At 61.4% G+C, this 22,013-nt stretch carries 27 protein-coding genes; 14 read left to right on the top strand and 13 right to left on the bottom strand.

Annotated features, from left to right (window positions below; all coding sequences use genetic code 11):
* On the bottom strand, nt 1-796 hold a 796-nt coding region (locus MOV61_RS18375), incomplete at its 3' end, for a DNA replication/repair protein RecF (protein ID WP_247137609.1).
* A gap of 391 nt (nt 797-1,187) precedes the next feature.
* Here MOV61_RS18375 and MOV61_RS18380 point away from each other — a divergent pair.
* The 3 genes from MOV61_RS18380 (at nt 1,188) to MOV61_RS18390 (ending at nt 3,502) form a co-directional block, all read left to right on the top strand.
* Nucleotides 1,188-2,687, top strand: a complete 1,500-nt coding sequence (locus MOV61_RS18380) for a globin-coupled sensor protein (protein WP_247037491.1) — start codon at nt 1,188-1,190, stop codon at nt 2,685-2,687.
* A 70-nt stretch (nt 2,688-2,757) separates the two neighbouring features.
* Complete coding sequence (locus MOV61_RS18385) at nt 2,758-3,303, top strand: cupin domain-containing protein (protein ID WP_247137610.1); 546 nt, start codon at nt 2,758-2,760, stop codon at nt 3,301-3,303.
* The gene (locus MOV61_RS18390) at nt 3,275-3,502 is read left to right on the top strand and encodes a SlyX family protein (RefSeq protein WP_247137611.1); all 228 of its coding nucleotides are present in this window, start codon (nt 3,275-3,277) and stop codon (nt 3,500-3,502) included. The genes MOV61_RS18385 and MOV61_RS18390 overlap by 29 nt, the downstream gene beginning before the upstream one ends.
* Nucleotides 3,503-3,600: 98 nt before the next feature.
* Here the strand turns inward: MOV61_RS18390 and MOV61_RS18395 are convergent, their stop codons facing one another.
* Entirely contained in the window at nt 3,601-4,203 is a 603-nt protein-coding gene (locus MOV61_RS18395; protein WP_247137612.1) for a TetR/AcrR family transcriptional regulator, read from the bottom strand.
* A 172-nt stretch (nt 4,204-4,375) separates the two neighbouring features.
* On the opposite strand from MOV61_RS18395, the gene MOV61_RS18400 reads away from it, so the two are divergent.
* Nucleotides 4,376-4,624 (top strand): hypothetical protein, encoded by a 249-nt coding sequence (locus tag MOV61_RS18400; protein WP_247137613.1) that lies wholly within the window; start codon nt 4,376-4,378, stop codon nt 4,622-4,624.
* 192 nt (nt 4,625-4,816) lie between these two features.
* On the opposite strand, the gene dnaJ is transcribed toward MOV61_RS18400, so the two are convergent.
* The 3 genes from dnaJ to MOV61_RS18415 form a co-directional block, all read right to left on the bottom strand.
* Entirely contained in the window at nt 4,817-5,950 is a 1,134-nt protein-coding gene (dnaJ, locus tag MOV61_RS18405) for a molecular chaperone DnaJ (RefSeq protein ID WP_038547976.1), read from the bottom strand.
* Between the two features lie 97 nt (nt 5,951-6,047).
* On the bottom strand, nt 6,048-7,949 hold the full coding sequence (gene dnaK, locus MOV61_RS18410; RefSeq protein WP_038547978.1) for a molecular chaperone DnaK: 1,902 nt from the start codon (nt 7,947-7,949) through the stop codon (nt 6,048-6,050).
* Between the two features lie 196 nt (nt 7,950-8,145).
* Nucleotides 8,146-10,629: a transglycosylase domain-containing protein gene (locus tag MOV61_RS18415; protein ID WP_247137614.1), complete on the bottom strand. Its 2,484-nt coding sequence runs from the start codon at nt 10,627-10,629 to the stop codon at nt 8,146-8,148.
* Nucleotides 10,630-10,822: 193 nt separating this feature from the next.
* On the opposite strand from MOV61_RS18415, the gene MOV61_RS18420 reads away from it, so the two are divergent.
* From MOV61_RS18420 to MOV61_RS18450, 7 genes are all read left to right on the top strand, one after another.
* Nucleotides 10,823-10,996 carry a hypothetical protein gene (locus tag MOV61_RS18420; protein WP_173426763.1) on the top strand — a complete coding sequence of 58 codons (174 nt, stop codon included), beginning with the start codon at nt 10,823-10,825 and terminating at the stop codon, nt 10,994-10,996.
* A 149-nt stretch (nt 10,997-11,145) separates the two neighbouring features.
* Nucleotides 11,146-11,328, top strand: a complete 183-nt coding sequence (locus MOV61_RS18425) for a hypothetical protein (protein WP_038547982.1) — start codon at nt 11,146-11,148, stop codon at nt 11,326-11,328.
* A 118-nt stretch (nt 11,329-11,446) separates the two neighbouring features.
* Nucleotides 11,447-11,650, top strand: a complete 204-nt coding sequence (locus MOV61_RS18430) for a hypothetical protein (protein WP_038547984.1) — start codon at nt 11,447-11,449, stop codon at nt 11,648-11,650.
* A 132-nt stretch (nt 11,651-11,782) separates the two neighbouring features.
* Nucleotides 11,783-12,031, top strand: coding sequence for a hypothetical protein (locus MOV61_RS18435; protein WP_247037499.1), 249 nt, complete (start codon nt 11,783-11,785; stop codon nt 12,029-12,031).
* An 84-nt stretch (nt 12,032-12,115) separates the two neighbouring features.
* A complete protein-coding gene (locus MOV61_RS18440; RefSeq protein WP_038549933.1) occupies nt 12,116-12,310 on the top strand; it encodes a hypothetical protein in 195 nt (64 codons plus the stop codon).
* A 293-nt stretch (nt 12,311-12,603) separates the two neighbouring features.
* Nucleotides 12,604-12,816 carry a hypothetical protein gene (locus tag MOV61_RS18445; protein ID WP_151045704.1) on the top strand — a complete coding sequence of 71 codons (213 nt, stop codon included), beginning with the start codon at nt 12,604-12,606 and terminating at the stop codon, nt 12,814-12,816.
* Between the two features lie 75 nt (nt 12,817-12,891).
* Nucleotides 12,892-13,263, top strand: a complete 372-nt coding sequence (locus MOV61_RS18450; RefSeq protein ID WP_038547989.1) for a hypothetical protein — start codon at nt 12,892-12,894, stop codon at nt 13,261-13,263.
* On the opposite strand, the gene MOV61_RS18455 is transcribed toward MOV61_RS18450, so the two are convergent.
* The gene (locus tag MOV61_RS18455) at nt 13,260-13,745 is read right to left on the bottom strand and encodes a YbaK/EbsC family protein (RefSeq protein ID WP_247137615.1); all 486 of its coding nucleotides are present in this window, start codon (nt 13,743-13,745) and stop codon (nt 13,260-13,262) included. The two genes, MOV61_RS18450 and MOV61_RS18455, sit on opposite strands and share 4 nt — an antisense overlap.
* A 472-nt stretch (nt 13,746-14,217) precedes the next feature.
* Between MOV61_RS18455 and MOV61_RS18460 the strand changes: the two genes are divergently transcribed.
* The gene (locus MOV61_RS18460; RefSeq protein WP_007754264.1) at nt 14,218-14,427 is read left to right on the top strand and encodes a cold-shock protein; all 210 of its coding nucleotides are present in this window, start codon (nt 14,218-14,220) and stop codon (nt 14,425-14,427) included.
* Between the two features lie 479 nt (nt 14,428-14,906).
* Here the strand turns inward: MOV61_RS18460 and MOV61_RS18465 are convergent, their stop codons facing one another.
* The 6 genes from MOV61_RS18465 to MOV61_RS18490 form a co-directional block, all read right to left on the bottom strand.
* Nucleotides 14,907-16,295, bottom strand: coding sequence for a M20/M25/M40 family metallo-hydrolase (locus MOV61_RS18465; RefSeq protein WP_247137616.1), 1,389 nt, complete (start codon nt 16,293-16,295; stop codon nt 14,907-14,909).
* A gap of 142 nt (nt 16,296-16,437) precedes the next feature.
* Nucleotides 16,438-17,652, bottom strand: coding sequence for an arsenite efflux MFS transporter ArsK (gene arsK / locus MOV61_RS18470; RefSeq protein WP_247137617.1), 1,215 nt, complete (start codon nt 17,650-17,652; stop codon nt 16,438-16,440).
* Nucleotides 17,627-18,055: an arsenate reductase (glutaredoxin) gene (arsC, locus tag MOV61_RS18475; RefSeq protein ID WP_247137618.1), complete on the bottom strand. Its 429-nt coding sequence runs from the start codon at nt 18,053-18,055 to the stop codon at nt 17,627-17,629. Before arsC ends, arsK begins: the two co-directional genes overlap by 26 nt.
* On the bottom strand, nt 18,052-18,750 hold the full coding sequence (locus MOV61_RS18480; protein WP_247137619.1) for an MIP/aquaporin family protein: 699 nt from the start codon (nt 18,748-18,750) through the stop codon (nt 18,052-18,054). Before MOV61_RS18480 ends, arsC begins: the two co-directional genes overlap by 4 nt.
* A gap of 5 nt (nt 18,751-18,755) precedes the next feature.
* Nucleotides 18,756-19,268 carry an arsenate reductase ArsC gene (locus tag MOV61_RS18485; RefSeq protein WP_247137620.1) on the bottom strand — a complete coding sequence of 171 codons (513 nt, stop codon included), beginning with the start codon at nt 19,266-19,268 and terminating at the stop codon, nt 18,756-18,758.
* On the bottom strand, nt 19,265-19,621 hold the full coding sequence (locus MOV61_RS18490) for a helix-turn-helix transcriptional regulator (protein ID WP_247137621.1): 357 nt from the start codon (nt 19,619-19,621) through the stop codon (nt 19,265-19,267). Before MOV61_RS18490 ends, MOV61_RS18485 begins: the two co-directional genes overlap by 4 nt.
* A gap of 42 nt (nt 19,622-19,663) precedes the next feature.
* Here MOV61_RS18490 and MOV61_RS18495 point away from each other — a divergent pair, with 42 nt between their 5' ends.
* Entirely contained in the window at nt 19,664-20,185 is a 522-nt protein-coding gene (locus MOV61_RS18495) for a DUF6428 family protein (protein WP_247137622.1), read from the top strand.
* Nucleotides 20,186-20,216: 31 nt separating this feature from the next.
* Here the strand turns inward: MOV61_RS18495 and MOV61_RS18500 are convergent, their stop codons facing one another.
* A complete protein-coding gene (locus MOV61_RS18500) occupies nt 20,217-20,648 on the bottom strand; it encodes a MarR family winged helix-turn-helix transcriptional regulator (RefSeq protein ID WP_038548012.1) in 432 nt (143 codons plus the stop codon).
* A gap of 413 nt (nt 20,649-21,061) precedes the next feature.
* Here MOV61_RS18500 and MOV61_RS18505 point away from each other — a divergent pair.
* Nucleotides 21,062-22,013, top strand: a 952-nt coding sequence (locus MOV61_RS18505; protein ID WP_309493820.1) for a 5'-3' exonuclease H3TH domain-containing protein, incomplete at its 3' end; no start/stop codon positions are given.

Below are 22,013 nucleotides of genomic sequence, written 5' to 3' on the forward strand. Positions count from 1 at the left end.
CGAGCGTGCGGCCGGCGGCGGCATCGCGGCCGCGGCCGTTGCGCAGCATGTCGAGATAGTCTTCCTCGAGATCGGCTGACGGGCGGTCCATAGCACCGTCCATGAAGCCTTCGAGTGTCAGAACGGGGGTGGGGAACGGCGTCTCGCCGGAATTGCCAGATAGGGTCCTCAAAAGCCCGAGCATCTCCTGCCTGGCGGCGGCCATGGCGATGCCGAGCCCGGCCATCTGCGCCTCGATGGCAGACAGCCAGGAAGGGTCGAAGCGGCCTTCCGACAGCAGCTTATTGCGGCTGCGCATGGCGCGCTCGAAATCGCTCGCCCGCCGGCCATGGGCGGGATCGAGCGACAGGACGAGGCGATCAAGGAAACGGCGGCGGTCTGAGGATGCGCCGGTGAAAAGGCCGTCCATCGCCGGCGTCAGCCACAGGACGCTGAGGTGGTCGGTAAGCTCCTCGGTCGATCTGGCCGGCGTGCCGTTGATCCTGAGCTTGCGGGTGACGTTTTCGCCTTCGCCCGGCTCGATGCCGGTACCGATCGAGACCTCGCCGTCCATGCCGTCGACATCCGCAAAGATGGTGAACCCGGCGGCGGCGCCGACGCGCGTCACGTCGGACAGCACGGCGCGGCGCAGTCCGCGGCCGGGTGACAGGAAGGAGACGGCTTCCAGGAGATTGGTCTTGCCCGCGCCGTTTTCGCCGGTCAGCACCACATGCCGCCCGTCGAGCGACAGCGCCGCTTCCGCATAATTGCGGAAATCGGTAAGCTTCAGCCGGGAGAGGGAAGTTTTCTGCGCCATCGGGAATCTTAAGGTTTCGTGAAACAGGAGCTAAGGGCTCAAGGCCCGGATGGCAAGAGCTTGCTTCGGTGAGGCTTTGCAACTGGCCTTGTGCTGGGCGCCGCCGCTCAGCCTTGCAACCCCTCCGGTTGCTCATAATCGAAGGATCGCATTGATTGAAAAGGCGAATCCCGATCCGTGCCACCCCCGCCAAAAGATTGTCCCGACGAGAATTTCGCGCCTTGCCGTCGACACCGAAACCTCTCCAATGCAACACCAATTTATGATTACCCAAAAACTAGGGGGTATGGCTAACAGCCCGTTAAAGCTTGGCTCCTAGAGATGCCTGAGCACGCATACGCATCTTATGTCCGGATGGCCGCGTGGATCCTTTTAACTCCGGAGACCTCCCATGAAAGACCAGAACCACAAAGCCGATCTCGCCGAGCGCCTTGACTTCATCGGCCTTGGCCAAGAGCAGCGCCGGTCTCTGGCCGAGATCCGGCCGGCCATCAAGGACGCGATCGGCGGTGCGCTGGATGCCTTCTACCGCAAGGTCAAGGGCAATCCGCAGACGGCGAAATTCTTCTCCAGCGACAGCCATATCGCCCAGGCCAAGAGCCGCCAGGCCACCCATTGGGATGCGATCGCATCCGGCAAATACGATGACAATTATGTGGACGCGGTTTCCACGATCGGACGCACCCATGCCCGGCTTGGTCTCGAACCGCGCTGGTATATCGGCGGCTACGCGCTGATTCTCGACGGTGTCATTCGCGCCGTTGTGAGCCGCGAGCTATCCGGGTTCTTCCAGGAGAAAAAGGCGAAGATGCTTTCCGAACATCTCTCCTCGGTCGTCAAAGCGGCCCTGCTGGACATGGATTACGCCATCTCGGTCTATCTCGAGGTGCTGGGTGACGAGCGCAGAGAGGTCGAAGCCAAACAGGAAAAGGCCAAGGTCGAGCAGGATGCAGCCCTTGCGGCGCTCGAAGCGGCACTGACGAGCCTTTCCGGCGGCGACCTGACATCCGAACTCTGGCAGGAACTGGCGCCGAGCTTCGCCAAGCTGCAGCAGAACTACAATTCCTCGATTTCCGAACTCGACACGGCAATGCGCGAGATCAGCAGCTCGGTCGAACAAGTGCGCGCCGAAGCTGGCGGCATTTCGTCGGCTTCCGAAAACATGGCCAAGCGCACCGAGCAGCAGGCTTCGGCGATCGAACAGACGGCGGCAGCACTCGAAGAGATCACCACGATTTCCGGCCAGGCCGCACAGCGGACCCGCGAAGTGCAGGAAATCGTGCGCGAATCCGCTTCCGAGACGGTTCGTTCCGGCAAGGTGGTCGAGGAGGCGATTGCCGCGATGGGCGACATCGAGCAGTCCTCGCAGAAGATGACCCAGATCATCGGCGCCATCGACGAGATTGCCTTCCAGACCAATCTTCTGGCGCTGAATGCAGGCGTGGAAGCGGCCCGCGCTGGGGAGCAAGGCAAGGGTTTCGCCGTCGTCGCCCAGGAAGTCCGCGAACTGGCGCAGCGCTCTGCCGCTGCCGCCAAGGAAATCAAGGAACTGATCGACCAGTCTTCGACGGACGTCCATCGTGGCGTCGAGCTCGTCAACAAGACCGGCCAGGCTCTGGTCGGCATCGGCGGGCGCGTGAAATCGATCGACGAACATATCTCGTCGATCGCCCGCTCGGCTCAGGAACAGGCTTCCGGCATCGAGGAGATCAATTCCGCGATCCGCAGCATGGACCAGATCACCCAGCAGAACGCGGCGCTGATGGAAGAGACCAATGCCTCGACCCAGAGCCTGGTCGGCATCAGCAGCCGGCTGGCGTCGTTGCTCGGTCGCTTCAAGACCCGTGCGGTGCGCGAAACCCGCACCGAGCGTCCGCGCCTGCGGGCCTGATCTTCGGTCTGAAACATGGACCGGGTGGTTCCGGTCGGCTAGTGTAGCTCCGCTTTGAGAGGAGCAGCACATGACCGACCAGGACCGCCCTTCCTGCATTACCCACTGGAGCGAGGTAGAAAAGCCCCAGGAGAAACACTATCGCGGTGATGACGAGCTGATGGGCTTCGGCGCCGCGCTCGCCCGGCAGTTCGGCCTCACGCGGCTCGGCATTCACCATCATCGCCTGCCACCCGGCCGCCGCACCTCCTTTCCGCATGCGGAGGAACTCGAGGAAGAATTCATCTACGTGATCGAAGGCAATCCGGAGGTCTGGCTGGATGGCGAGGTCTATCCGCTGAAACCGGGCGACTCGGTCGGTTTCCCGGCCGGCACTGGGATTGCTCATACCTTCATCAACAACACGGATGCGGAAGTGCGCCTTCTGGTGATCGGGGAGGCCAACAAGGACGAAAACCGGCTGTTCTATCCGAAGAATCTCGAACTGAAGGCGATCCGTTCGGATTGGTGGGACGACGCCCCTCGACGCCCGCTCGGGGACCATGACGGCATGCCGGACAAGGTGCGGGTCTGGAAAGCCGGTCAGAATGCAGCAAAGGACACGACAGGTGAGTGACGAGGAAAGGCTGGTCAAGCTCGAGGAGCTTGCCGCCCATCAGGCCAAGGTGATCGAGGAATTGTCCGACCAGCTCGCCGAGCAGTGGAAGGTGATGGAACAGACGCGCGCCAAGCTCGACCGGCTGACCGAGCGGTTCCTCTCGCTGGAGGAATCCTCGCTGGACGCGCCGGCCATCACCAGACCGCCGCATTATTGACCGCCCGGTTGCCGCTCAGGCGGCGCGGGGCTTGCGTCGCCTGAGCGCGACATATTTCCTCGGCCGATTGGACACGGGCGGGCGGATGTTCCGGAGACCTACTGTGCCTTTAAGCCGTGCACGAGGTGCCGAACCACCAGGCGCAGCTGCTCAGGTGCAATCTCCAGCCGGTCGGTGAGCAGCCGTTTCCACACGAAACTTGTTATGATCTCCATGGCAAGCTCGGGTACGACCCAATCGGCCACTTCGTTTCGGGCCTTTGCCCGGCGGAATATCTCGCCGCCCTGCTGGTATCGCTCGGCCATGTAGGCCGCGAGCGCCTTGCTGGCCGCCGGGTCGGTCTGGGCCTCGGCGATGACGGAGCGGAAAACCGCGCCTCCATGGCCGGTATTCCAGAACTCGAGCAAGTCGCTCAGGAGTTGGAAGATATCCGTCTCGATCGCCCCGGTATCGGGTGCGATATCGACGAATTTCTGGCGATGGTAGACGTCCAGAAGCAGGATCGTACGCGTCGGCCACCACCGATAAATCGTCGGTTTGCCCGCATGGGCTCGCCGGGCGACGGCCTCGATCGAAAACGATCCGAGCCCGCCCTCGACAAGGATTTCCTCCGCAGCCTGGAGAATGGCGTCCTGGCTGGCGGGATTGCGCTGGGCGCCGATCGAGGTGCGGCGGGCGTCCGCAGCCTTTTTCCCAGTCATGCGGACCCCCCAAGCAAAATTTTATTCGACATCACAAGAGTCCTACTTGAACGAAACGGATCGTTTCGTTATATGAGCTCCATGGAAACGGACCGTTTCTATGGAGCTCATAGTGACCACAGCAACTTTAACCCTCAGTTCCGATAGCAGAAATCAAGCCATGGAGGCGCAATTGCAGACCGTACCCGCTCGCGTCAACCTTTCGAAGGGGCGTCTCGCCCTCGTAATGATCCTCGCCATCTATCCGTTGATCACCGTACTTCTCTATATCCTCGCGCCACTCACAGAAGGTTGGGCCGTGTGGCATCGAACGATCCTGATCGCGCCGATCATGGTGCTGTCGATCGTATTTGTCGTCTCGCCGGCAATCCAGAGATATTTCGGCTGGTTCGTGGCCCGCATGCCTTCGCCGACAAAATAAGCTGGAAGGGCGTCAGTTGCTGGTCCGAAATAGGAGACCCTCGGAACCACGTCGACGAAGGTCCAGCCGTTTCGGATGTGGTTGTTGCTGAACGATCCACGCAGCGGCGTCCGTGATACGTTCTAGACGCTCAACGAAAAAGCCGCCCGCAACGGTCTGTTGCGGGCGGCTTCAAAATTGGGTTCCAGAAGCTCAGTTCTCGAAGAACTCCTTCATCCGGGCGAAGAAGCCCGTCGATTCCGGATTGTTCTCCTTCGAGGACAGTTCCTCGAATTCCTGCAGCAGTTCGCGCTGCCGCTTGGTGAGCTTCTGCGGCGTCTCGATCTGGATCTGGATGTAGAGATCGCCCGTCTGGCTGGATCGCAGCACCGGCATGCCCTTGCCCTTCAGGCGGAACTGCTTGCCCGGCTGGGTGCCTTCCGGCACCGTCACACGGGATTTGGTTCCGTCGAGCGTCGCGACGTCGAACGTGCCGCCGAGAGCGGCCGTCGTCATCGAGATCGGCACGGCGCAATAAAGGTCGGCGCCGTCGCGCTGGAAGAACTGGTGCGGTTTCACTGACAGGAAGATGTAGAGGTCTCCCGCAGGCCCGCCGCGCGTACCGGCTTCGCCTTCGCCCTGCAGGCGGATGCGGGTGCCGTCTTCGATGCCGGCCGGGATGTTGACCGACAGCGACCGCTCTTCGGTGACGCGGCCCTGGCCGTGGCACTTGGAGCAGGGATCGGTAATCGTCTGGCCGCGGCCGTGGCAGGTCGGGCAGGTGCGCTCGACCGAGAAGAAACCCTGGCTTGCGCGCACACGACCGGAACCCTGGCAGGTGCCGCAGGTCTTCGGCTGCGTGCCGGGCTTGGCGCCGGAGCCGGAACAGACGTCGCAGGTGATCGAGGTCGGAACCCGGATCTGCGCCGTCTTGCCGGCAAACGCTTCTTCCAGCGTGATTTCCATATTGTAGCGAAGATCGGCGCCGCGTTCGCGACCGCCAGAGGACCGGCGGGCGCGTCCGCCGCCCATCATTTCGCCAAAAATGTCTTCGAAGATATCGGAGAAGCCACCGGCGCCCGCGCCCGAGAAGCCACCGCCACCGCCGCCCATTCCGCCGTGTTCGAAGGCGGCATGGCCGAAGCGGTCGTAGGCCGCACGCTTCTGGGGATCCTTCAAGGTCTCGTAGGCCTCGCCGAGTTCCTTGAACTTCTTTTCGGCTTCTGCGTCGCCCGGATTCTTGTCGGGATGATATTTCATCGCGAGCTTGCGGAAGGCGCTTTTGAGCTCCTTCTCGTCGGCGGTCTTGCCGACACCCAGCGTTTCGTAAAAGTCTGCTTTTGCCATGGAGGTAACCGGCTCCGGAAAGGATTCCGGCTGCACGAAGGCAGCCGGATACTCTAGTCAACTATGGTCGAGGTCTGGCCATCAGGCAACCGGCGGATCAAGCGGACTTCTTGTCGTCCTTGACTTCCTCGTAGTCGGCATCGACGATATCGTCCTTGCCGCCCGTGGAGCCTTCGCCGCCTTCGGCCTGCTGGGCCTCATAAATGGCCTGACCAAGCTTCATGGATACGTCCATCAGGATCTGCGTCTTCGCCTGGATGTCATCGGCATCCGGTTCCGGAGCTTCGACGGCAGCCTTCAGCGAAGCGATCGCATCTTCGATCGCCTTGCGGTCCGTCTCGGAAACCTTGTCGCCATATTCCTTCAGCGACTTTTCGCTGGAATGGACGAGGCTTTCGGCCTGGTTCTTGGCCTCGACGCCGGCACGGCGCTTCTTGTCGGCTTCGGCATTGGCCTCGGCGTCCTTGACCATCTTTTCGATCTCGGCGTCGGAGAGACCGCCGGAAGCCTGGATGCGGATCTGCTGTTCCTTGCCGGTGCCCTTGTCTTTGGCCGAAACCTGGACGATGCCGTTGGCGTCGATGTCGAACGTGACTTCGATCTGCGGCATGCCGCGCGGTGACGGCGGCAGGCCGACAAGGTCGAACTGGCCGAGCAGCTTGTTGTCCTGGGCCATTTCGCGTTCGCCCTGCGATACGCGGATAGTCACGGCCTGCTGGTTGTCTTCGGCGGTCGAGAAGGTCTGGCTCTTCTTGGTCGGGATCGTCGTGTTGCGGTCGATCAGGCGGGTGAAGACGCCACCGAGCGTTTCGATGCCAAGCGACAGCGGGGTCACGTCGAGCAGCAGAACGTCCTTGACGTCGCCCTGCAGAACGCCGGCCTGGATGGCGGCGCCGAGAGCGACGACTTCATCCGGGTTGACGCCCTTGTGCGGCTCCTTGCCGAACAGCTGCTTGACGACTTCCTGAACCTTCGGCATGCGGCTCATGCCGCCGACGAGAACCACTTCATCGATTTCGGCTGCGGTGACGCCGGCATCCTTGAGGGCTGCCTTGCACGGCGCGATGGTGCGCTGGACCAGATCGTCGACCAGACTTTCGAACTTGGCACGGGTCAGCTTCAGCGTCAGATGCTTCGGACCGGAAGCATCGGCGGTGATGAACGGCAGGTTGATTTCGGTCTGCTGCGACGACGAGAGTTCGATCTTGGCCTTTTCGGCAGCTTCCTTGAGGCGCTGCAGGGCGAGCTTGTCGTTCTTCAGGTCGATGCCCTGGTCCTTCTTGAACTCGTTGGCAAGATATTCGACGAGACGCATGTCGAAGTCTTCACCGCCGAGGAAGGTGTCGCCGTTGGTCGACTTCACTTCGAAGACGCCATCGCCGATTTCTAGGACCGAGATGTCGAACGTGCCGCCGCCAAGATCGTAGACGGCGATCGTCTTGCCGTCCTTCTTGTCGAGGCCATAGGCGAGAGCGGCTGCCGTCGGCTCGTTGATGATGCGCAGCACTTCGAGACCTGCAATGCGGCCGGCATCTTTGGTTGCCTGGCGCTGCGCGTCGTTGAAGTAGGCCGGTACAGTGATGACGGCCTTTTCGACCTTTTCACCGAGGTAGGATTCGGCGGTTTCCTTCATCTTCTGAAGGATCATCGCAGAAACCTGTGCGGGGGAATAGTTCTTGCCCTGGGCCTTGACCCAGGCGTCGCCATTGTCGCCCTTGACGATATCGAAGGGGACGAGGCCCTTGTCTTTTTCAACCGTCGGATCTTCGTAGCGGCGGCCGATAAGGCGCTTCACGGCGAAGAGGGTATTGGTGGGGTTGGTCACTGCCTGGCGCTTGGCCGGCTGGCCGACGAGGCGTTCGCCGTCATCGGAAAATGCGACCATGGAGGGCGTGGTACGCGCGCCTTCGGCGTTCTCGATCACCTTCGCATCTTTGCCGTCCATGATGGCGACGCAGGAGTTGGTGGTACCGAGGTCGATGCCAATTACTTTTGCCATTTTCTTCTCTCTCCTTTAAGCGAACCATCGGAACCCCTCAAAGGCATTCCACTGACAGTTCCTCGACTGGGATGGTACGCAGCATCGGCTGCGGTCATGCGGCGTATATAAGGACGGGTTTTTAGGACTGCAAGGCGAGAAATCGCCCGGATCCTAGCAAAAAGAACAGTTTGCCGAGCAATACTGTGAATACGCTTCACTGCCCCATGATCAGGTCGAAAAGCGTGGTCTGCCGGGGCTGCCCTCTGGAGCCCGCAACGCCCACGTCGCCGGGCGGAACGGGGCCGCCGCCGATCGCTCCCGGGGGCACCGGAGTGGGCGAATCATAAGGGCCGCGATACTGGCGATAGTCACGGGCCGGAACATCGCCAGGCGGTATCACGTCGCTATGACGACCGCGGTCGCCATAGACCGGCCGATTGTCGTAGATCTGTCTGTTGTCCCTGTTGTCATACCCCTGATTGTCGCCATAGACGGGCCGCACGCGGGCCGGTTCCCGTTCGATCGAGGCGGAATCCTGGGCGGGAGGGCGCGGCGCCGGCGGATAATCGGCGGGGAGTTCGTCCTGGGTCCGGCGCCCGCCGGGCAGGATGCCGGAAATGATATCGCCGATCGTCGTCGACGGCGAATCCGGCTGGACTGCGGCAGGGGGCAGATCGAGGCCGCGGCCGGTGCCGAACAGCGGCGTCGGCGTATAACCCTTCATCGCCGACGTCATATATTCCTTCCAGGCTTTTGCCGGAAGCCCGCCGCCGGTCACCTTTTTCATGAAGGCGCCGTCGTCGTTGCCGAACCAGATGCCGGTCGTCATGATGCTGGTATAACCGACGAACAGTGCGTCGCGGAACGACTGGGTGGTGCCCGACTTGCCGGCTGCCTGCCAGCCGTCGATCCTGGCCGCCTTGCCGGTGCCCTCGTTGATGACGCGGTTCATCATGCCGTTCATCGTCGCCGCCACCGGCTCGCTGAGCACGCGCGGCGGGTTGGCATAATCGGCCTCGTAAAGCACCTTGCCGTCCGGATCGGTGATGCGCTTGACGATATGCGGCGTTGCCTTGTAACCGCCGTTCATGAAGGACGCGTAGGCAGATGTCAGCTCGACCAGCGAGACTTCCGAGGTGCCGAGCGCGATCGAAGCATTGGCCTGGATGTCGGAATCGATGCCGAGCCGGTGGGCGAGGCTCACCACCTTGTCCGGGCCGACCTGCATGACGAGCTGCGCGGCGACCGTATTGAGCGACTGCGCGAAGGCTGAGGCGAGCGTTACGGGACCTCGGTATTTCTCGTCGAAATTCTCCGGCGACCAGTTGCCGATCTTGACCGGCGCATCGTTGACCATCGAATCCGGCCGGGCGCCGGCTTCGAGTGCCGCTGCATAGACGAAGGGTTTGAAAGCCGAACCCGGCTGGCGTTTCGCCTTGACGGCGCGGTTGAACTGGCTTGTCGCATAATCGCGGCCGCCGACCAGCGCCCGGATCGCGCCGGTCGCATCGACCGTAACAAGGGCCGCTTGCGAGGCGTTGAGCTTGCCGCCTTCCTTCTTCAGAACATCGTTCAGCGATTTTTCGGCGGCGGCTTCGAGGCGCATGTCGAGCGTCGTTTCGATGGTCACGTCGACCTTCGGCTCGCCGATCAGGCTCTTCACCTCGTCGACGACCATATCGGCGGCATAATGCTGGGCGCCGGTCCAGTAGCTCTTCGCTTTGGCTGGCGGTTGCGACATGGCGGTCTTGAGGTCGCTGTCGGTGACATAGCCCTCTTCGCGCATCGTGCCGAGCACGACCTGGGCGCGGGTTTCCGCAGCCTTCGGGTCTCGGGCCGGCGACAGGCGGGACGGAGCCTTGAGCAGGCCGGCAAGCGTTGCCGCTTCGCCGAGGTTCACGTCGCGGGCGGACTTGTTGAAATACCGCCGCGAGGCGGCCTCCACGCCATAGGCGTTCGAACCGAAGAACACCCGGTTCAGGTACATGGCGAGGATCTGGTCCTTGGTGAACTTGTGCTCCAGCCAGAAGGACAGGAGCACCTCCTGGATCTTGCGTTCGAACGTGCGGTCCGGCGACAGGAACAGGTTCTTGGCGAGCTGCTGGGTAATCGTTGAGCCACCCTGGATCGGCTGGCCGGTCAGGTTGTTGACGAAGGCGCGAGCCAGGCCGAGCGGATCGACGCCGAAATGCGAATAGAAGCGCCGGTCCTCGATGGCGATCACCGCCTGCGGCAGGTAGGGCGACATTTCCTCCAGCGCCAGGGCCTCGCCGCCGGTCGAGCCGCGATTGGCGACGACCGAGCCGTCGACGGCGGTGATCTTCATGTTCGGCGGCCGATCCGGGATAGCCCAGGTGCTGGCGGCCGGCATTCTGGCACCGTAATAAAGCACCAGCCCGCCGACGGCGATGCCGGCCCAGATGCCGAGTACGAAGCACCAGTAGACGAGCCTCCTGAGCGGCGCGAAGAACCCGCCGCCTTCGCGACGCGGTGGAACCTTCCTGTTGCGGGATGGACGGACACGTTCCGGGCGCTCGGAACGCTCGTCGCGATCTTCGCTTTCGGCTTTCGATGGACGTCTGCCAGGCCGGCCGTTGCCCACGATCCGCTCGTCCGCGTCGAGACGTAAATCGCCGCTCGGCCGCGAACCTTCGAAGGATGGTTCAACGCGTTTGTCTGATTTGCCTCTGGCTGCCATGGTGAGCTGGCATACCCCCGTTACACGCCTGTCAAAACAGGCTGTTACTCGATGTCTGATCGCCCAAGCCTTGGCTGGACTTTAAATGCGGCGATTTAAGGAGGGGTAAAGGGCGTGTTTATCCGGGTGATCTTGAACCGCTTGACTTCCATCGCTATTTATGAGAACAAACAGAGAACATGTGGAGGTACTGATGAGCAGAACCGAACAGGTGATCGAACGCGCAATGGCTGCAGTCGCGGCCTCTAGGGCTCTGCGCGAGGCTGAAGCGCAACGCCGGCGCGAGACATTCCAGAAGATACAGATCGCCAACCAGCGACGCCCGAATATTCCCAAGGGCATCCAGCTGCCGCTGGACCTTCATTGAAAAGCCGCAACGCCCTGGATGGCCGGGCGTTGGCCTATGTTACAAAAGCCCCCCAATACCGCATCCAACCTTAAAAAAATCCGATTCCTGATGGAACAAGGAGGCAAGATCCGCGTTACGACGGATTCCACCTTGGAGGAGGGGAGGATATGCAGAAAGTCGTCGAGGCAGTCGTCCGGAATGGCGACCAGCGTGTCCCGGTCGGGCTGGTCACCGTCAAGCAGGCGCTTGAAATGCCTGAAAGGGGAATGGTGGAGTTCAGCCACCCCGCTTATGAAGCCGGAAAGACTGATATTTTCGTCAATCGCGAAACCCTTTCGAAGCTGATGTAATCGCGGCGGACGGCGAAAAGCCGGCAGTTTGAGACGACCCGAAACGCGAATTCGTGATTTCGGGTTTATGACTCTGCGGGTTATTTTACGCCCGCAACCACAGCGAAAGGAGAATGGCATGAAGACAATTCTCGTCATCGCCGCCGTGCTCGGCCTGTCGTCAACCGCAGCTCTTGCGGAATGCGCCGGCCACAACGTCACGGCTTCCGCCAAGGTGGACAAGGAAGTCACCACGGCAAGCATTGCGGCTCCGAAAATGGATCCGCGCGAGGAAGCTGCCGTGCTGAAGCAGTCCGAAGGACAGGCTAAAGCCACCGAATAATCGTTTTGCCCGCGCCGGCTTCCCGCCGGTGCGGGTTTTCATTTTGCTTCAGATAGAGCCCCGCCCTCTCGGATAAATCGAGCAACGGAACCTCGCGTTCCGCTTGGTGTTGTTTCCGAAAAGGAGACTCTGATGGCTAAAAAACCTCTCGCTGCCGGCTTTACAGGCGACGTCGCCGAAGAGGCAGGCGTTAGCGTTCGTACGAAATCTGCTGTTCATCGTGTCAAGGACGAGGCGGGTATGGTCGGCGCTCATGCCGTCGATCATCCGGCGGCTACCGGTTCGGCAATTGCCGTCGTCGGCCTGCTCGGCTTGGCGGTCGGCTACATGCTCGGCATGTCGTCCGCGTCCCGCGACCGGCGCTGGTATCGCCAGAGGTGAGTGAGGTTTTCCTCAGAATCCTATCCGCTCCTGGAACAGTGGCGGGCCTCAGTCGTTGGTTTCCTGACAAGAAAGGAGACCATCATGCCCAATCGAGACCCTATCCCGACTCCGAGCCCTCAGCCGCGCGGGCCGACGCCGGCGGGCGGAGTTCCCGATCGCACCCAGGAAAAGCCGCCATTGACGCCGGCGCAGGATCCCGGCGACAGCAAGAACCCGCAGGATCCGACGCTTGATCCCGCACTCCTGCCGACCGGCGATCCGGCCGGCATGGCATAACCGGGCCGAACCCTCTGCCCAGCCCGCGGACGCTCGCGACGGACCCGTATAGGTAGTAACCCGTACGGGTCCACCCTTATATTGCACCCCTCTATTATTGTTATTGTCAATTTATTAGCCAAGGCTCAAAATCCCCTCTCCTGTGGCTTGCAGACCTTTTTCCCCGGGCGCTGACAAGGCCGGCGCAAGACTGTCGCAATAAAAGGCCGCTGGTAATTTTCTCCGGCCGCCATTGCTGAATGGGGCGAGGGGAGTGGTCCGCCGGTCGGGCACCGTATGATCGGGAGGGTTATATGCCTACACAGATGGTTCGAAATCCGGTCAATCCCGAGCAGCTCAGCCTGCTGCAGCAGGTCTTTGACCAGGCTTGTGCCGAACACCAGATCGACAAGGCGAGCCCCGATGCGGAGGCGCTCGCGCTGATCCTCGTGAACTCGCTTCAAAAAGGCTCGGATGACAAGCAAAAGCTCTCGGCGCTCGCCGAGGCGCTGGCGAAAAGCCGATAGCTCCTCGCCTAAACGAGGAACCTATCAGTCCTTCAACAGTTGAACGGTCTCTCGAACAACTCAAGGAGGCCGGTAATGGCAGAGTCCGCCAGAAACCTGAATACACCCGCGAGGCCGGATACGCCCTCTTTCGACTACGAGCCCAGCGAAGACGTCAGGACCGAGATTGCGACGCTTCGTTCCGAGATCGCCAATCTGCGCGAGATGCTCGCCGAAAAGACCGGCGCTGCCTATGGCAGGGTCGCCGAGCGTGCCGGCAACGCTGCGCACTACGTCCAGAATGAAGCAAGCTCGGTTGCCGGCACCATCCGCGAACACCCTGCCGCCACCACGACACTGTTCACCCTGATCGGTGCCATCGGTTTTGCGATCGGCTATGTGGTGGCCACCGCTTCTGCCGACAGCAAACATGCCTGGTATGACCGCTATCTGAGCGGCCGCCTTTAGGCGACGCCGCCATCTGGTACCGGATCCTGACCGACATCGACCCAGATCGCTGCGGTCAGGTCCGCCATCCGGTCGGGGCTGATACGCACCGCGGCATTGACGGCGCCGGCCGCGGGCACGACTTCCGGAAATTTTAAAAGCGATACGTCGCAGTAGATCGGCATCGGCGAAGGCAGGCCGAACGGGCATACGCCGCCGACAGGATGCCCGGTGATCGCCACGACGTCGTCGCCGCCGAGCATGCGCGGCTTTGCGCCGAACCGATCTCGGAATTTGCGATTGTCCAGACGGCTGGTTCCTGACATGACCACCAGCGCGGTAGTTTCGCCGGCGCGCACGCAGATCGTCTTGGCGATCTGTTCGGGCGCCACGCCGTGGGTGGCAGCGGCAAGCGGTACGGTCGCCGAGCTTTCCTCGGTAATGATGACGTGGATGTCGGGGGCGTTGGCGGCGAAGAAGGCGCGGACGGATTCGAGGCTCATGTCCGCAAAATTGGCGCAGGATCACGCCCGCCGCAAGAAAACAATGAAGCTATGCGAGAGTTGCAATGCTGCAGTGCGATATCGTGACTGTTTTTTGAGCTTCGATCCTGTATGTTCAATTCATCGACGGGCGCACTCCTCCTCCCAGCGCCCTTGATGGGACCGACAACACCTCCTCCTCCCAGTTGTTGGTCAGTTTCAGAAACCCGGCGCACCTCCTCCCGCGCCGGGTTTTCTGTTTTATATGCCTTGAAATCGCTGGCGATTTCGCTTTTTAAGGCAAGCCTGAATTTTCCCGATCTTGACCTTTTTGCGCGAAGACCCTATTTGGTTCGCCATCGATATTTGTTTGATAGCCAGCACTATGCGCCTCACGGCGTTTGCGACGATCTCTCTTCAAATACGAAACTTCAACGTTCCAAGCGCTCGAGCGTGGAATAGTCGGTCATATTTGCAAGGGAAAGGCATCGTTATGGCTACCGGTACTGTAAAGTGGTTCAACGCAACCAAGGGCTACGGCTTCATTCAGCCTGACGACGGTTCGCAGGACGTATTCGTTCACATCTCTGCCGTTGAGCGCGCCGGCCTCGGCCAGCTCAAGGATGGTCAGAAGATCTCCTACGAACTCGTCAGCGACAAGCGTTCGGGCAAGGTTTCCGCAGACCGCCTCCAGGGCGCATGATCTGCTGAAGACTTCAGGTCTTTAAGATTGCGAAAGGCCGGCTCGTCCGGCCTTTCTGCTTTTGGGAAGCTAGGTTTTATTATCTAGAATAATTCTAAATTGAAGCCCCTTGTAAACGGAAATCCCAGCTCCCATTTAGGGTACAATAGCGTTTCCGACGCACCCGCATGGTCGGGCTCCAAAGAGCTTCAGCGACCATGTGTGTTACGGCAAATACGGGCGACCGTGCCGTCTTGAGGCAGTTTCCATATCCGCGTTAACGGAATGTTTACCTCACCGAGAGACGATGACCGCTAGAGCCGTGGTGATCTGGAAAGGTCGAAAGCGGCCGCGTCGGAAATGCTTGTCCCATTTAGAGTGACCACGGATGTACTGGCACCGGTGAATGGGAGTGGAAAGGTCGGGCTTGCCCCGGCCTTTTTGTTTTTTAGGGCTCGACGCGAAGACGCGTCGAGCCTTTTCAGTTTTAAGCATCAAGTTCAGCCAGCCAGCGCCGCGATGATCCGTGCCCAGGAGCGGATGCCCTTGTGGAAGGAGCGCAGGTCGTATTTCTCGTTCGGCGAGTGGATACGGTCGTCGCTGAGGCCGAAGCCGACCAGCAGCGATTCCATGCCGAGCGTCTTCTGGAAATCGCCGACGATCGGGATAGAGCCGCCGACCCCGACGAGCAGTGCCGGCTTAGGCCACTCTTCGGAAAGCGCGGTCTTCGCCTTGGTGAGCACCGGCGAGTCGTAGCCGAGCTGGATCGCCGGCGAGCCGCCATGCTTCAGGAATTCCACCGAGCAATCGGCAGGGATTTTCGAGCGCACATAGGCGCGAAAACTTTCGCGGATCTTCTCCGGGTCCTGGCCGCCGACGAGACGGCAGGAGACCTTGGCCGATGCCTTCGAGGCGATGACCGTCTTGAAGCCCTGGCCTTCGTAACCGCCGCTGATGCCGTTGAATTCGCAGGTCGGCCGTGCCCAGATGAGTTCGAGCAGCGATCGGCCCTTCTCGCCGGCCAGTTCCGACAGCCCCACCTCGCCGAGGAAATCGTCGCGTCCGGCGACAAGGCTTTCCCAGGCCGCCTTGATGTTGGACGGGGTCTCCTCGATGCCGTCATAAAAGCCTTCGAGCGTCACGCGGCCGGTATCGTCATGCAGTCCGGCGAGGATCTTCGACAGAATCTGGATCGGGTTTGCGGCTGCACCTCCATACATGCCGGAATGCAGGTCGCGATTGGCGGCGGTGACGATGATTTCCTCGCCCACCAGGCCGCGCAGCGACGCGGTGATCGCCGGCGTATCGGCGTCCCACATGCCGGTATCGCAGACCAGCGCATAATCAGCCTTCAACTCGGCAGCATTGGCATCGAGGAAGGGTTTGAGCGACGGCGAGCCGGATTCTTCCTCGCCTTCGAAGAGGATGGTGACACGCACCGGCAGCGAGCCATGCACATCCTTATAGGCGCGGCAGGCTTCGACGAAGGTCATCAACTGGCCCTTGTCGTCGGCAACGCCGCGGCCCGTCACCACTTTGCGGCCGGGACCGAGTTCCTTGACCTTGGGATCGAAGGGATCATCCTCCCAGAGTTCGATCGGATCGATCGGCTGGACGTCGTAATGGCCATAAAACAGCACATGCGGCGCGTCGGCGCTGGCGCCCGGATGATGGCCGACAACCATCGGATGGCCGGTCGTATCACGAACCGACGCCTCGAAGCCGAGATCCTTGAGTTCGGCCACCAGCCACTCGGCAGCCTTGCGGCAATCCGGCTTGAAGGCGGGGTCGGTGGAAATCGACTTGATGCGGACGAGGCCGAACAGGCGCTCGAGGCTTTCGGGAAGATTGCGGTCGGCGCGGTCGAGGACGGAGGAAAGATCGGTCATGGGGAATCCTGTCTTTGAAGTGCGAGACCCTTGAGCCCAGGAGGCGAGAAGCGGCCCATCGTTTCGGATGCCCGACCTTGTTAGCAAGTCCGGGGTGGAAGAGACAATGGCAAAGACGTCCATGGCACGCGGGATGGGCATCCTAGCCGAAGCGCGTTCCGTTCCGGACGAGCCCATCGATGGCGCGGAAGGCGAGGACGGCAAGAGCGCCAAGCGCCGCCGTGATCGAAAGCGACCAGATAAAACCCAGCCGCTGCATGGAAAGCGCCAGGACGAAGGGGGCAATCGCCGAGACGATCAACCGGGCCGACATCATCTTGCCCTGCAGTTTGCCGTAGCCGTCACTGCCGAACAGCGTCAGCGGAAGGGTACCCGTCACGATGCTCAAAAGTCCGTTACCCATGCCGAAGATGACCGCAAACAGCATCGCTCCGGGTACCGATGGCGCCGTGAGGACAAGAACGACAACGCCGGCCGGCAGCAGCGCCGCCGCAATCAGCGCGAGGCGAAGGGGCTGCAGGTTTTGGCCGAACGTCATGTTGATGAGCCGGCTAAGAACTTGGGAAGGGCCGAACAATGTGCCGACCAGCGCAGCACTCGTGCCGAGACCAAGGCCGGAGAGCAGCGGCACCATATGGACGAGCACGGCGGAACTCACCAGCGACTGCAGCGAAAATCCGGCGACCATCAGCGTAAAGCCGATGAACCGCAGGTCGGACGTCAAAATGCCCTCGGTCCGGGTGGGGAGGGCAGAAGACGCCGTCTTTCGTCGCGCGGCTCCATGAGACAGCCAGGCATGCAGCGGCAAGCAGACCAGCAGATTGAGCGCCGCAAAGACGAGATAGACGTGCTGCCAGGAGAGATAGGCATGCAGCGCTGCGGTGATCGGCCAGAAGATCGTCGAGGCGAATCCAGCGATCAGGGTGAGATAGGTGATGCTGCGTTGCGCGACTTGTGGCCGAAGCTGCACCAGAAGGGCGAAGGCGGCGCCATATTGCACGAGATTGGCAGCCACCTCGATCGCAATCAGCGCCGCGACAAAGGTGGCCTTGCCGGGCGCCAGAGCGCAGACGACCAATGCGGCCGCGGCCGCGGCAGAACCGACGGTCATGACGCGACCGGCGCCGATCCGGTCGAACAGCGCGCCGAGCCATGGAGCGCTGAGCCCGCCGATCAGAAGCGCGACTGAAAGCGCCCCGAAGATCCATTCGCTGGACCACGAGAAATGCGCCGCCATATCGGGCGCAAGGATGCTGAAACTGTAATAAAGGGTGCCATACCCGATGATCTGCGTGACGCCCAGCGCCACGACGGCGGCAACGGGCATGCGTTCAGACAATGCGTTTACCTTCAGCATCGAGCACCTGTTCGCCGTCTTCCTTGGCGAACGGACCCTGGTGGGTATCCGGCAGAATATCCAGCGCGGCCTCCGACGGTCGCGCCAGACGCGTGCCGAGCGGCGTGATGACGAACGGGCGGTTGATCAGGATCGGATCCTTCAGCATCGCGTCCAGCAATTGATCGTCGGAAAGGACCGGATCGTCGAGACCGAGCTCCGCGTAGGGCGTGCCCTTTTCGCGGATCGCCTCTCGCACGGTGAGACCCGCATCCGCGATCATCTGGACGAGCTGGTCGCGCGTCGGCGGTGTTTTCAGATATTCGATCACGGTCGGCTCGATGCCGGCATTGCGGATCATGGCCAGCGTGTTGCGCGAGGTGCCGCAATCCGGATTGTGATAGATGGTGACGTCGATGGTCATTCTGCGCCCTTCATGTGTGCGAGCGGTTGGGTGAGGGGTTTTGTCTCCGCCAGCAGCCAGCCGGCCAGCAGCAGGGCCACGAGGGCGCCGACGATCTCGGCCAGGATGAAGCCGGCAAGATCGCCCGGCCGGATTCCGGCAAAGGTATCGGTGAGCGATCGCGCCAGCGCGACGGCGGGATTGGCAAACGAGGTCGAGGCGGTGAACCAGTAGGCAGCGGTGATATAGAGGCCGACCAGCCACGGAATAGCCTCGGAACGGAACCGGATCCCGGCGAGGATCGTGAGGATGAGGCCGAAAGTGGCGACCACCTCGGCGAGCCATTGGCCCGGTCCTGTCCGGATCGTGGCGGACACCTGCAGCAGCGGCAGATCGAACATCGCATGCGCCAGGATGGTTCCCGCGATGCCACCTGCGAATTGCGCGGCGAGATAGAAGAGCGCCGAACGGATATCGATCTCGCGTCTCAGGGCAAACACCATTGTCACCGCCGGATTGAAATGCGCTCCGGAAATCGGCCCTAGCAGGGTGATCAGGACAACGAGAATCGCGCCGGTCGGGAGGGTATTACCGAGCAGCGAAACCGCCATGTCCACTGAGAGCCGGTCGGCCATGATGCCGGAACCGACTACGGTGGCGACCAGCATGGCGGTGCCGAGGGCTTCGGCCGTCAGTCTGCGGCGTAGGTCGAACATGCTGGTTAACCTGCCTTCGGGAAGTTGTGGCCGATCTCGTCGAGACGCTTCTGAAGCGCAAGTTTATCGAGCGTGGTCATCGGCAAGCTGATGAAGATGGAAATACGGTTGTTCAACATGCGGTATGTTTCCGCGAACGCGAACCGCCGTTCGGCTTCTTCACCCTCGACGGCGGCCGGATCCGGTACGCCCCAATGCGCCGTCATCGGCTGGCCCGGCCAGACCGGGCACGTTTCGCTGGCGGCGTTGTCGCAGACGGTGAAGACGAAATCCATCTGCGGTGCACCTGCGACGGCAAACTCGTCCCAGTTCTTGGAGCGCGCAAACTCGGTCTGGTAGTTCAGGCCCTTCAACAGGTCGATCGTATAGGGATGCACGTCGCCTTTCGGCTGGGAGCCAGCGGAATAGGCCCTGAATTTGCCCGCGCCGAGACGATTGAGGATCGCTTCGGCGATGATCGAGCGGGCGGAATTTCCGGTGCAGAGAAAAAGAACATTGTAAACGCGATCGGCGGTCATTGCAGGTTCTCCTTGGGTGCAGGGGTACAGCAGGCGGCCACCTCGGCGGCTGGCGCGCAGATTTCCGGATGCCCGGCGCAGCAGTCTTCCATCAGGAAGCGGACAAGGCCGCCGAGCGCTTCGTAATTGGCGGAATAGATAATCGAGCGGGATTCCCGCTGCTGGGAGATTAGCCCGGCCCGGTCCAGCTCCTTGAGATGGAAGGAGACGTTCGATGGCGATACATCCAATTGCTCGGCGATCGTGCCGGCCGCCATGCCGGAGGGTCCGGCAACAACCAGCATCCGGACAATCTGCAGGCGGGTATCCTGCGAGAGTGCTCCGAATGACGCGAGGGCTTGACGTTCATCCATATTTCAACAATCCTTGAATAGTTGAAATATGGAGTAGCCGAAATGAACGCGATAGACAAGCCGGTTCTGCAGGACGACATCAGCCTGGGTTTCCTGCTCGACACATTGGCGGGTGTCAGCGATCAGCCGCTGGTGTTTCACTACGATGGCCGGCCGGTAAAGCCGGGCTACCATGTCACCGAGGTCAAAGCGGGACAGTTCTCGGCGCTCGACTGTGGTGCCAATCCCGAAACCTGGTCGGAAATTTTCGTGCAGCTCTGGGACATCGAGGAAGGCGACCGTACCCATATGACGGCGGGCAAGTTTTCGGCGATCATCCGTAAGTTCTCCGAACACGTGAAGATCGAGGGCACCGCCAAATTGACGTTCGAAGTCAGCGACGGGATCCGGCCGATGCAGCTCTACTGCGCTTCGACGCCGGTCCTAGAGGGCGGGGCATTGCATGTGGAACTGGCCGCCCGCCCGGCGAGCTGCAAACCTCGCGACCGCTGGCTGGCGGAGGAAACCCGCAAGGCTGTTTCCTGCTGCGCACCGTCAGCCGGAACCAGTGCCTGTTGCCCCTAACGGCGAGGTCTGACGAAGGAAGCTACATCAGTCAAACCTTGCGGGCGTTCTCGACGATCATCCGCATATATTCGATCATCAGTTCGCGCTCGAAGCGGCGGAAGCCTGAAAAAAGCGCTGCATCCGCCTCGGAAGCGGCTTCGACGGCCTGGATTTCCAGCTCGCGGCCGAGCGGGGTGAGGGTGATGATCTGCGCCCGCCGGTCGTTCGGATGAGGGGTGCGCTGGATCAGCCCATCGCGCTCCATGCGGGCGAGCGTATTGGCGAGTGTTGCCTGTTCGACTTCCAGCTTGTCGAGGAGCTGCTTCTGTGTGAGCCCGTCTTCCTGCCAGAGTTCGAGCAGGACAGGAAACTGCCCGGGAGAAAAGCCAAGCACCATGGCCCGCTTCTGCAAGGAGCGCGCAAAGCCTTTGGCGAGTTGGCCCGCCAGGTATGTCGCCGAATGCGAGCGGTCGAATCCCATGGCTGGTCTTCATCCCTCCCTGAACGAGCCCGTTTGCGAGCGTTATCTACCAGATATATCGCACGCCATGCTTTCGCCAAGCCTGTGCGAAGATGGGCAAAATGACAAGTCTTTCCTGCAAAAGGGCAATAAAAAACCGCCACGGCAGGGAGGGGACAGCCGTGGCGGTTCTGATGGAGGGACAAAGGCCCGGAGAGGGGGATAGGCCTTTGTCCGGTCTGGGTGCGGCGGGGGACAGGCCGGCTGCCAGACTGCGGCGTGATCAATCGCCGGTAACAAGGAAATGTGGAACCGCGACGGGCTTTTCAAGAGAAAGCATATTACAAATCGGTAACGTTCCGGTGAGGGCGGGAGGCTTCGCGGCAGCGAAGTTTTCGTGGACGGATCAAATGCCTCACGCTATTCCTTGCGCCATGAAAAAAGGCGATCATCTTTTCCTTATCGACGGTTCCGGCTTCATTTTCCGCGCCTTCCACGCGTTGCCGCCGCTCACCCGCAAATCCGACGGCCTGCCGGTCGGCGCCGTCTCCGGCTTCTGCAACATGTTGTGGAAGCTGCTGACCGACGCGCGCGACACCTCGGTCGGCGTGACGCCCAGCCATTTCGCCGTCATTTTCGACTATTCCGCCAGAACCTTCCGCAAGGACCTATACGACGCCTACAAGGCGAACCGTTCGGCGCCGCCGGAAGAGCTGATCCCGCAATTCGGCCTGATCCGCCAGGCGACACGCGCATTCAATCTGCCCTGCATCGAGACCGAAGGTTTCGAGGCGGACGACATCATCGCCACCTACGCTCGCCAGGCGGAGGCCACCGGCGCCGATGTGACGATCGTCTCGTCCGACAAGGACCTGATGCAGCTGGTGACGCCGAACGTCCATATGTATGACAGCATGAAGGACAAGCAGATCGGCGTTCCGGACGTCATCGAGAAATGGGGCGTCCCGCCGGAGAAGATGATCGACCTGCAGGCGATGGTCGGCGATTCGGTTGACAACGTGCCGGGCATTCCGGGCATCGGCCCGAAGACGGCAGCCCAGCTTCTCGAGGAATTCGGCGATCTCGACACGCTGATCGCCCGCGCCGGCGAAATCAAGCAAGTGAAGCGCCGCGAAAACATCGTCGCCAATGCCGATCTCGCCCGCCTTTCGCGCCGGCTCGTCTCGCTTCGGCTCGACGTGCCCTTGGACCTGGATCTCGACGCGCTGGTGCTGGAGCCGCAGGACGGCCCAAAACTGGTAGGCTTCCTGAAAACCATGGAATTCGGCACGCTGACGCGCCGCGTCGCCGCCGCCTGCAACTGCGACGCCGATGCCATCGAGCCCGCCGTCGTGAACGTCGAATGGGGTGAGGCCGCCCGCGGCC

Origin of the sequence: Neorhizobium sp. BETTINA12A, assembly GCF_023006485.1 — a bacterium.
Classification (GTDB): Bacteria; Pseudomonadota; Alphaproteobacteria; order Rhizobiales; family Rhizobiaceae; genus Neorhizobium.

What these genes read in the sequence shown, in the direction of transcription:
- MOV61_RS18415 (WP_247137614.1), bottom strand. Translation starts at nt 10,629, where the DNA reads ATGGCAGCCAGAGGCAAATCAGACAAACGCGTTGAACCATCCTTCGAA.
- MOV61_RS18450 (WP_038547989.1), top strand. Translation starts at nt 12,892, where the DNA reads ATGGCAGAGTCCGCCAGAAACCTGAATACACCCGCGAGGCCGGATACG.
- MOV61_RS18495 (WP_247137622.1), top strand. Translation starts at nt 19,664, where the DNA reads ATGAACGCGATAGACAAGCCGGTTCTGCAGGACGACATCAGCCTGGGT.
- MOV61_RS18385 (WP_247137610.1), top strand. Translation starts at nt 2,758, where the DNA reads ATGACCGACCAGGACCGCCCTTCCTGCATTACCCACTGGAGCGAGGTA.
- dnaK (WP_038547978.1), bottom strand. Translation starts at nt 7,949, where the DNA reads ATGGCAAAAGTAATTGGCATCGACCTCGGTACCACCAACTCCTGCGTC.
- MOV61_RS18420 (WP_173426763.1), top strand. Translation starts at nt 10,823, where the DNA reads ATGAGCAGAACCGAACAGGTGATCGAACGCGCAATGGCTGCAGTCGCG.
- MOV61_RS18480 (WP_247137619.1), bottom strand. Translation starts at nt 18,750, where the DNA reads ATGTTCGACCTACGCCGCAGACTGACGGCCGAAGCCCTCGGCACCGCC.
- MOV61_RS18490 (WP_247137621.1), bottom strand. Translation starts at nt 19,621, where the DNA reads ATGGATGAACGTCAAGCCCTCGCGTCATTCGGAGCACTCTCGCAGGAT.
- MOV61_RS18395 (WP_247137612.1), bottom strand. Translation starts at nt 4,203, where the DNA reads ATGACTGGGAAAAAGGCTGCGGACGCCCGCCGCACCTCGATCGGCGCC.
- MOV61_RS18430 (WP_038547984.1), top strand. Translation starts at nt 11,447, where the DNA reads ATGAAGACAATTCTCGTCATCGCCGCCGTGCTCGGCCTGTCGTCAACC.
- arsC (WP_247137618.1), bottom strand. Translation starts at nt 18,055, where the DNA reads ATGACCATCGACGTCACCATCTATCACAATCCGGATTGCGGCACCTCG.
- arsK (WP_247137617.1), bottom strand. Translation starts at nt 17,652, where the DNA reads ATGCTGAAGGTAAACGCATTGTCTGAACGCATGCCCGTTGCCGCCGTC.
- MOV61_RS18390 (WP_247137611.1), top strand. Translation starts at nt 3,275, where the DNA reads ATGCAGCAAAGGACACGACAGGTGAGTGACGAGGAAAGGCTGGTCAAG.
- MOV61_RS18440 (WP_038549933.1), top strand. Translation starts at nt 12,116, where the DNA reads ATGCCCAATCGAGACCCTATCCCGACTCCGAGCCCTCAGCCGCGCGGG.
- MOV61_RS18465 (WP_247137616.1), bottom strand. Translation starts at nt 16,295, where the DNA reads ATGACCGATCTTTCCTCCGTCCTCGACCGCGCCGACCGCAATCTTCCC.
- MOV61_RS18445 (WP_151045704.1), top strand. Translation starts at nt 12,604, where the DNA reads ATGCCTACACAGATGGTTCGAAATCCGGTCAATCCCGAGCAGCTCAGC.
- MOV61_RS18425 (WP_038547982.1), top strand. Translation starts at nt 11,146, where the DNA reads ATGCAGAAAGTCGTCGAGGCAGTCGTCCGGAATGGCGACCAGCGTGTC.
- MOV61_RS18485 (WP_247137620.1), bottom strand. Translation starts at nt 19,268, where the DNA reads ATGACCGCCGATCGCGTTTACAATGTTCTTTTTCTCTGCACCGGAAAT.
- MOV61_RS18455 (WP_247137615.1), bottom strand. Translation starts at nt 13,745, where the DNA reads ATGAGCCTCGAATCCGTCCGCGCCTTCTTCGCCGCCAACGCCCCCGAC.
- MOV61_RS18435 (WP_247037499.1), top strand. Translation starts at nt 11,783, where the DNA reads ATGGCTAAAAAACCTCTCGCTGCCGGCTTTACAGGCGACGTCGCCGAA.
- MOV61_RS18460 (WP_007754264.1), top strand. Translation starts at nt 14,218, where the DNA reads ATGGCTACCGGTACTGTAAAGTGGTTCAACGCAACCAAGGGCTACGGC.
- MOV61_RS18500 (WP_038548012.1), bottom strand. Translation starts at nt 20,648, where the DNA reads ATGGGATTCGACCGCTCGCATTCGGCGACATACCTGGCGGGCCAACTC.
- MOV61_RS18380 (WP_247037491.1), top strand. Translation starts at nt 1,188, where the DNA reads ATGAAAGACCAGAACCACAAAGCCGATCTCGCCGAGCGCCTTGACTTC.
- dnaJ (WP_038547976.1), bottom strand. Translation starts at nt 5,950, where the DNA reads ATGGCAAAAGCAGACTTTTACGAAACGCTGGGTGTCGGCAAGACCGCC.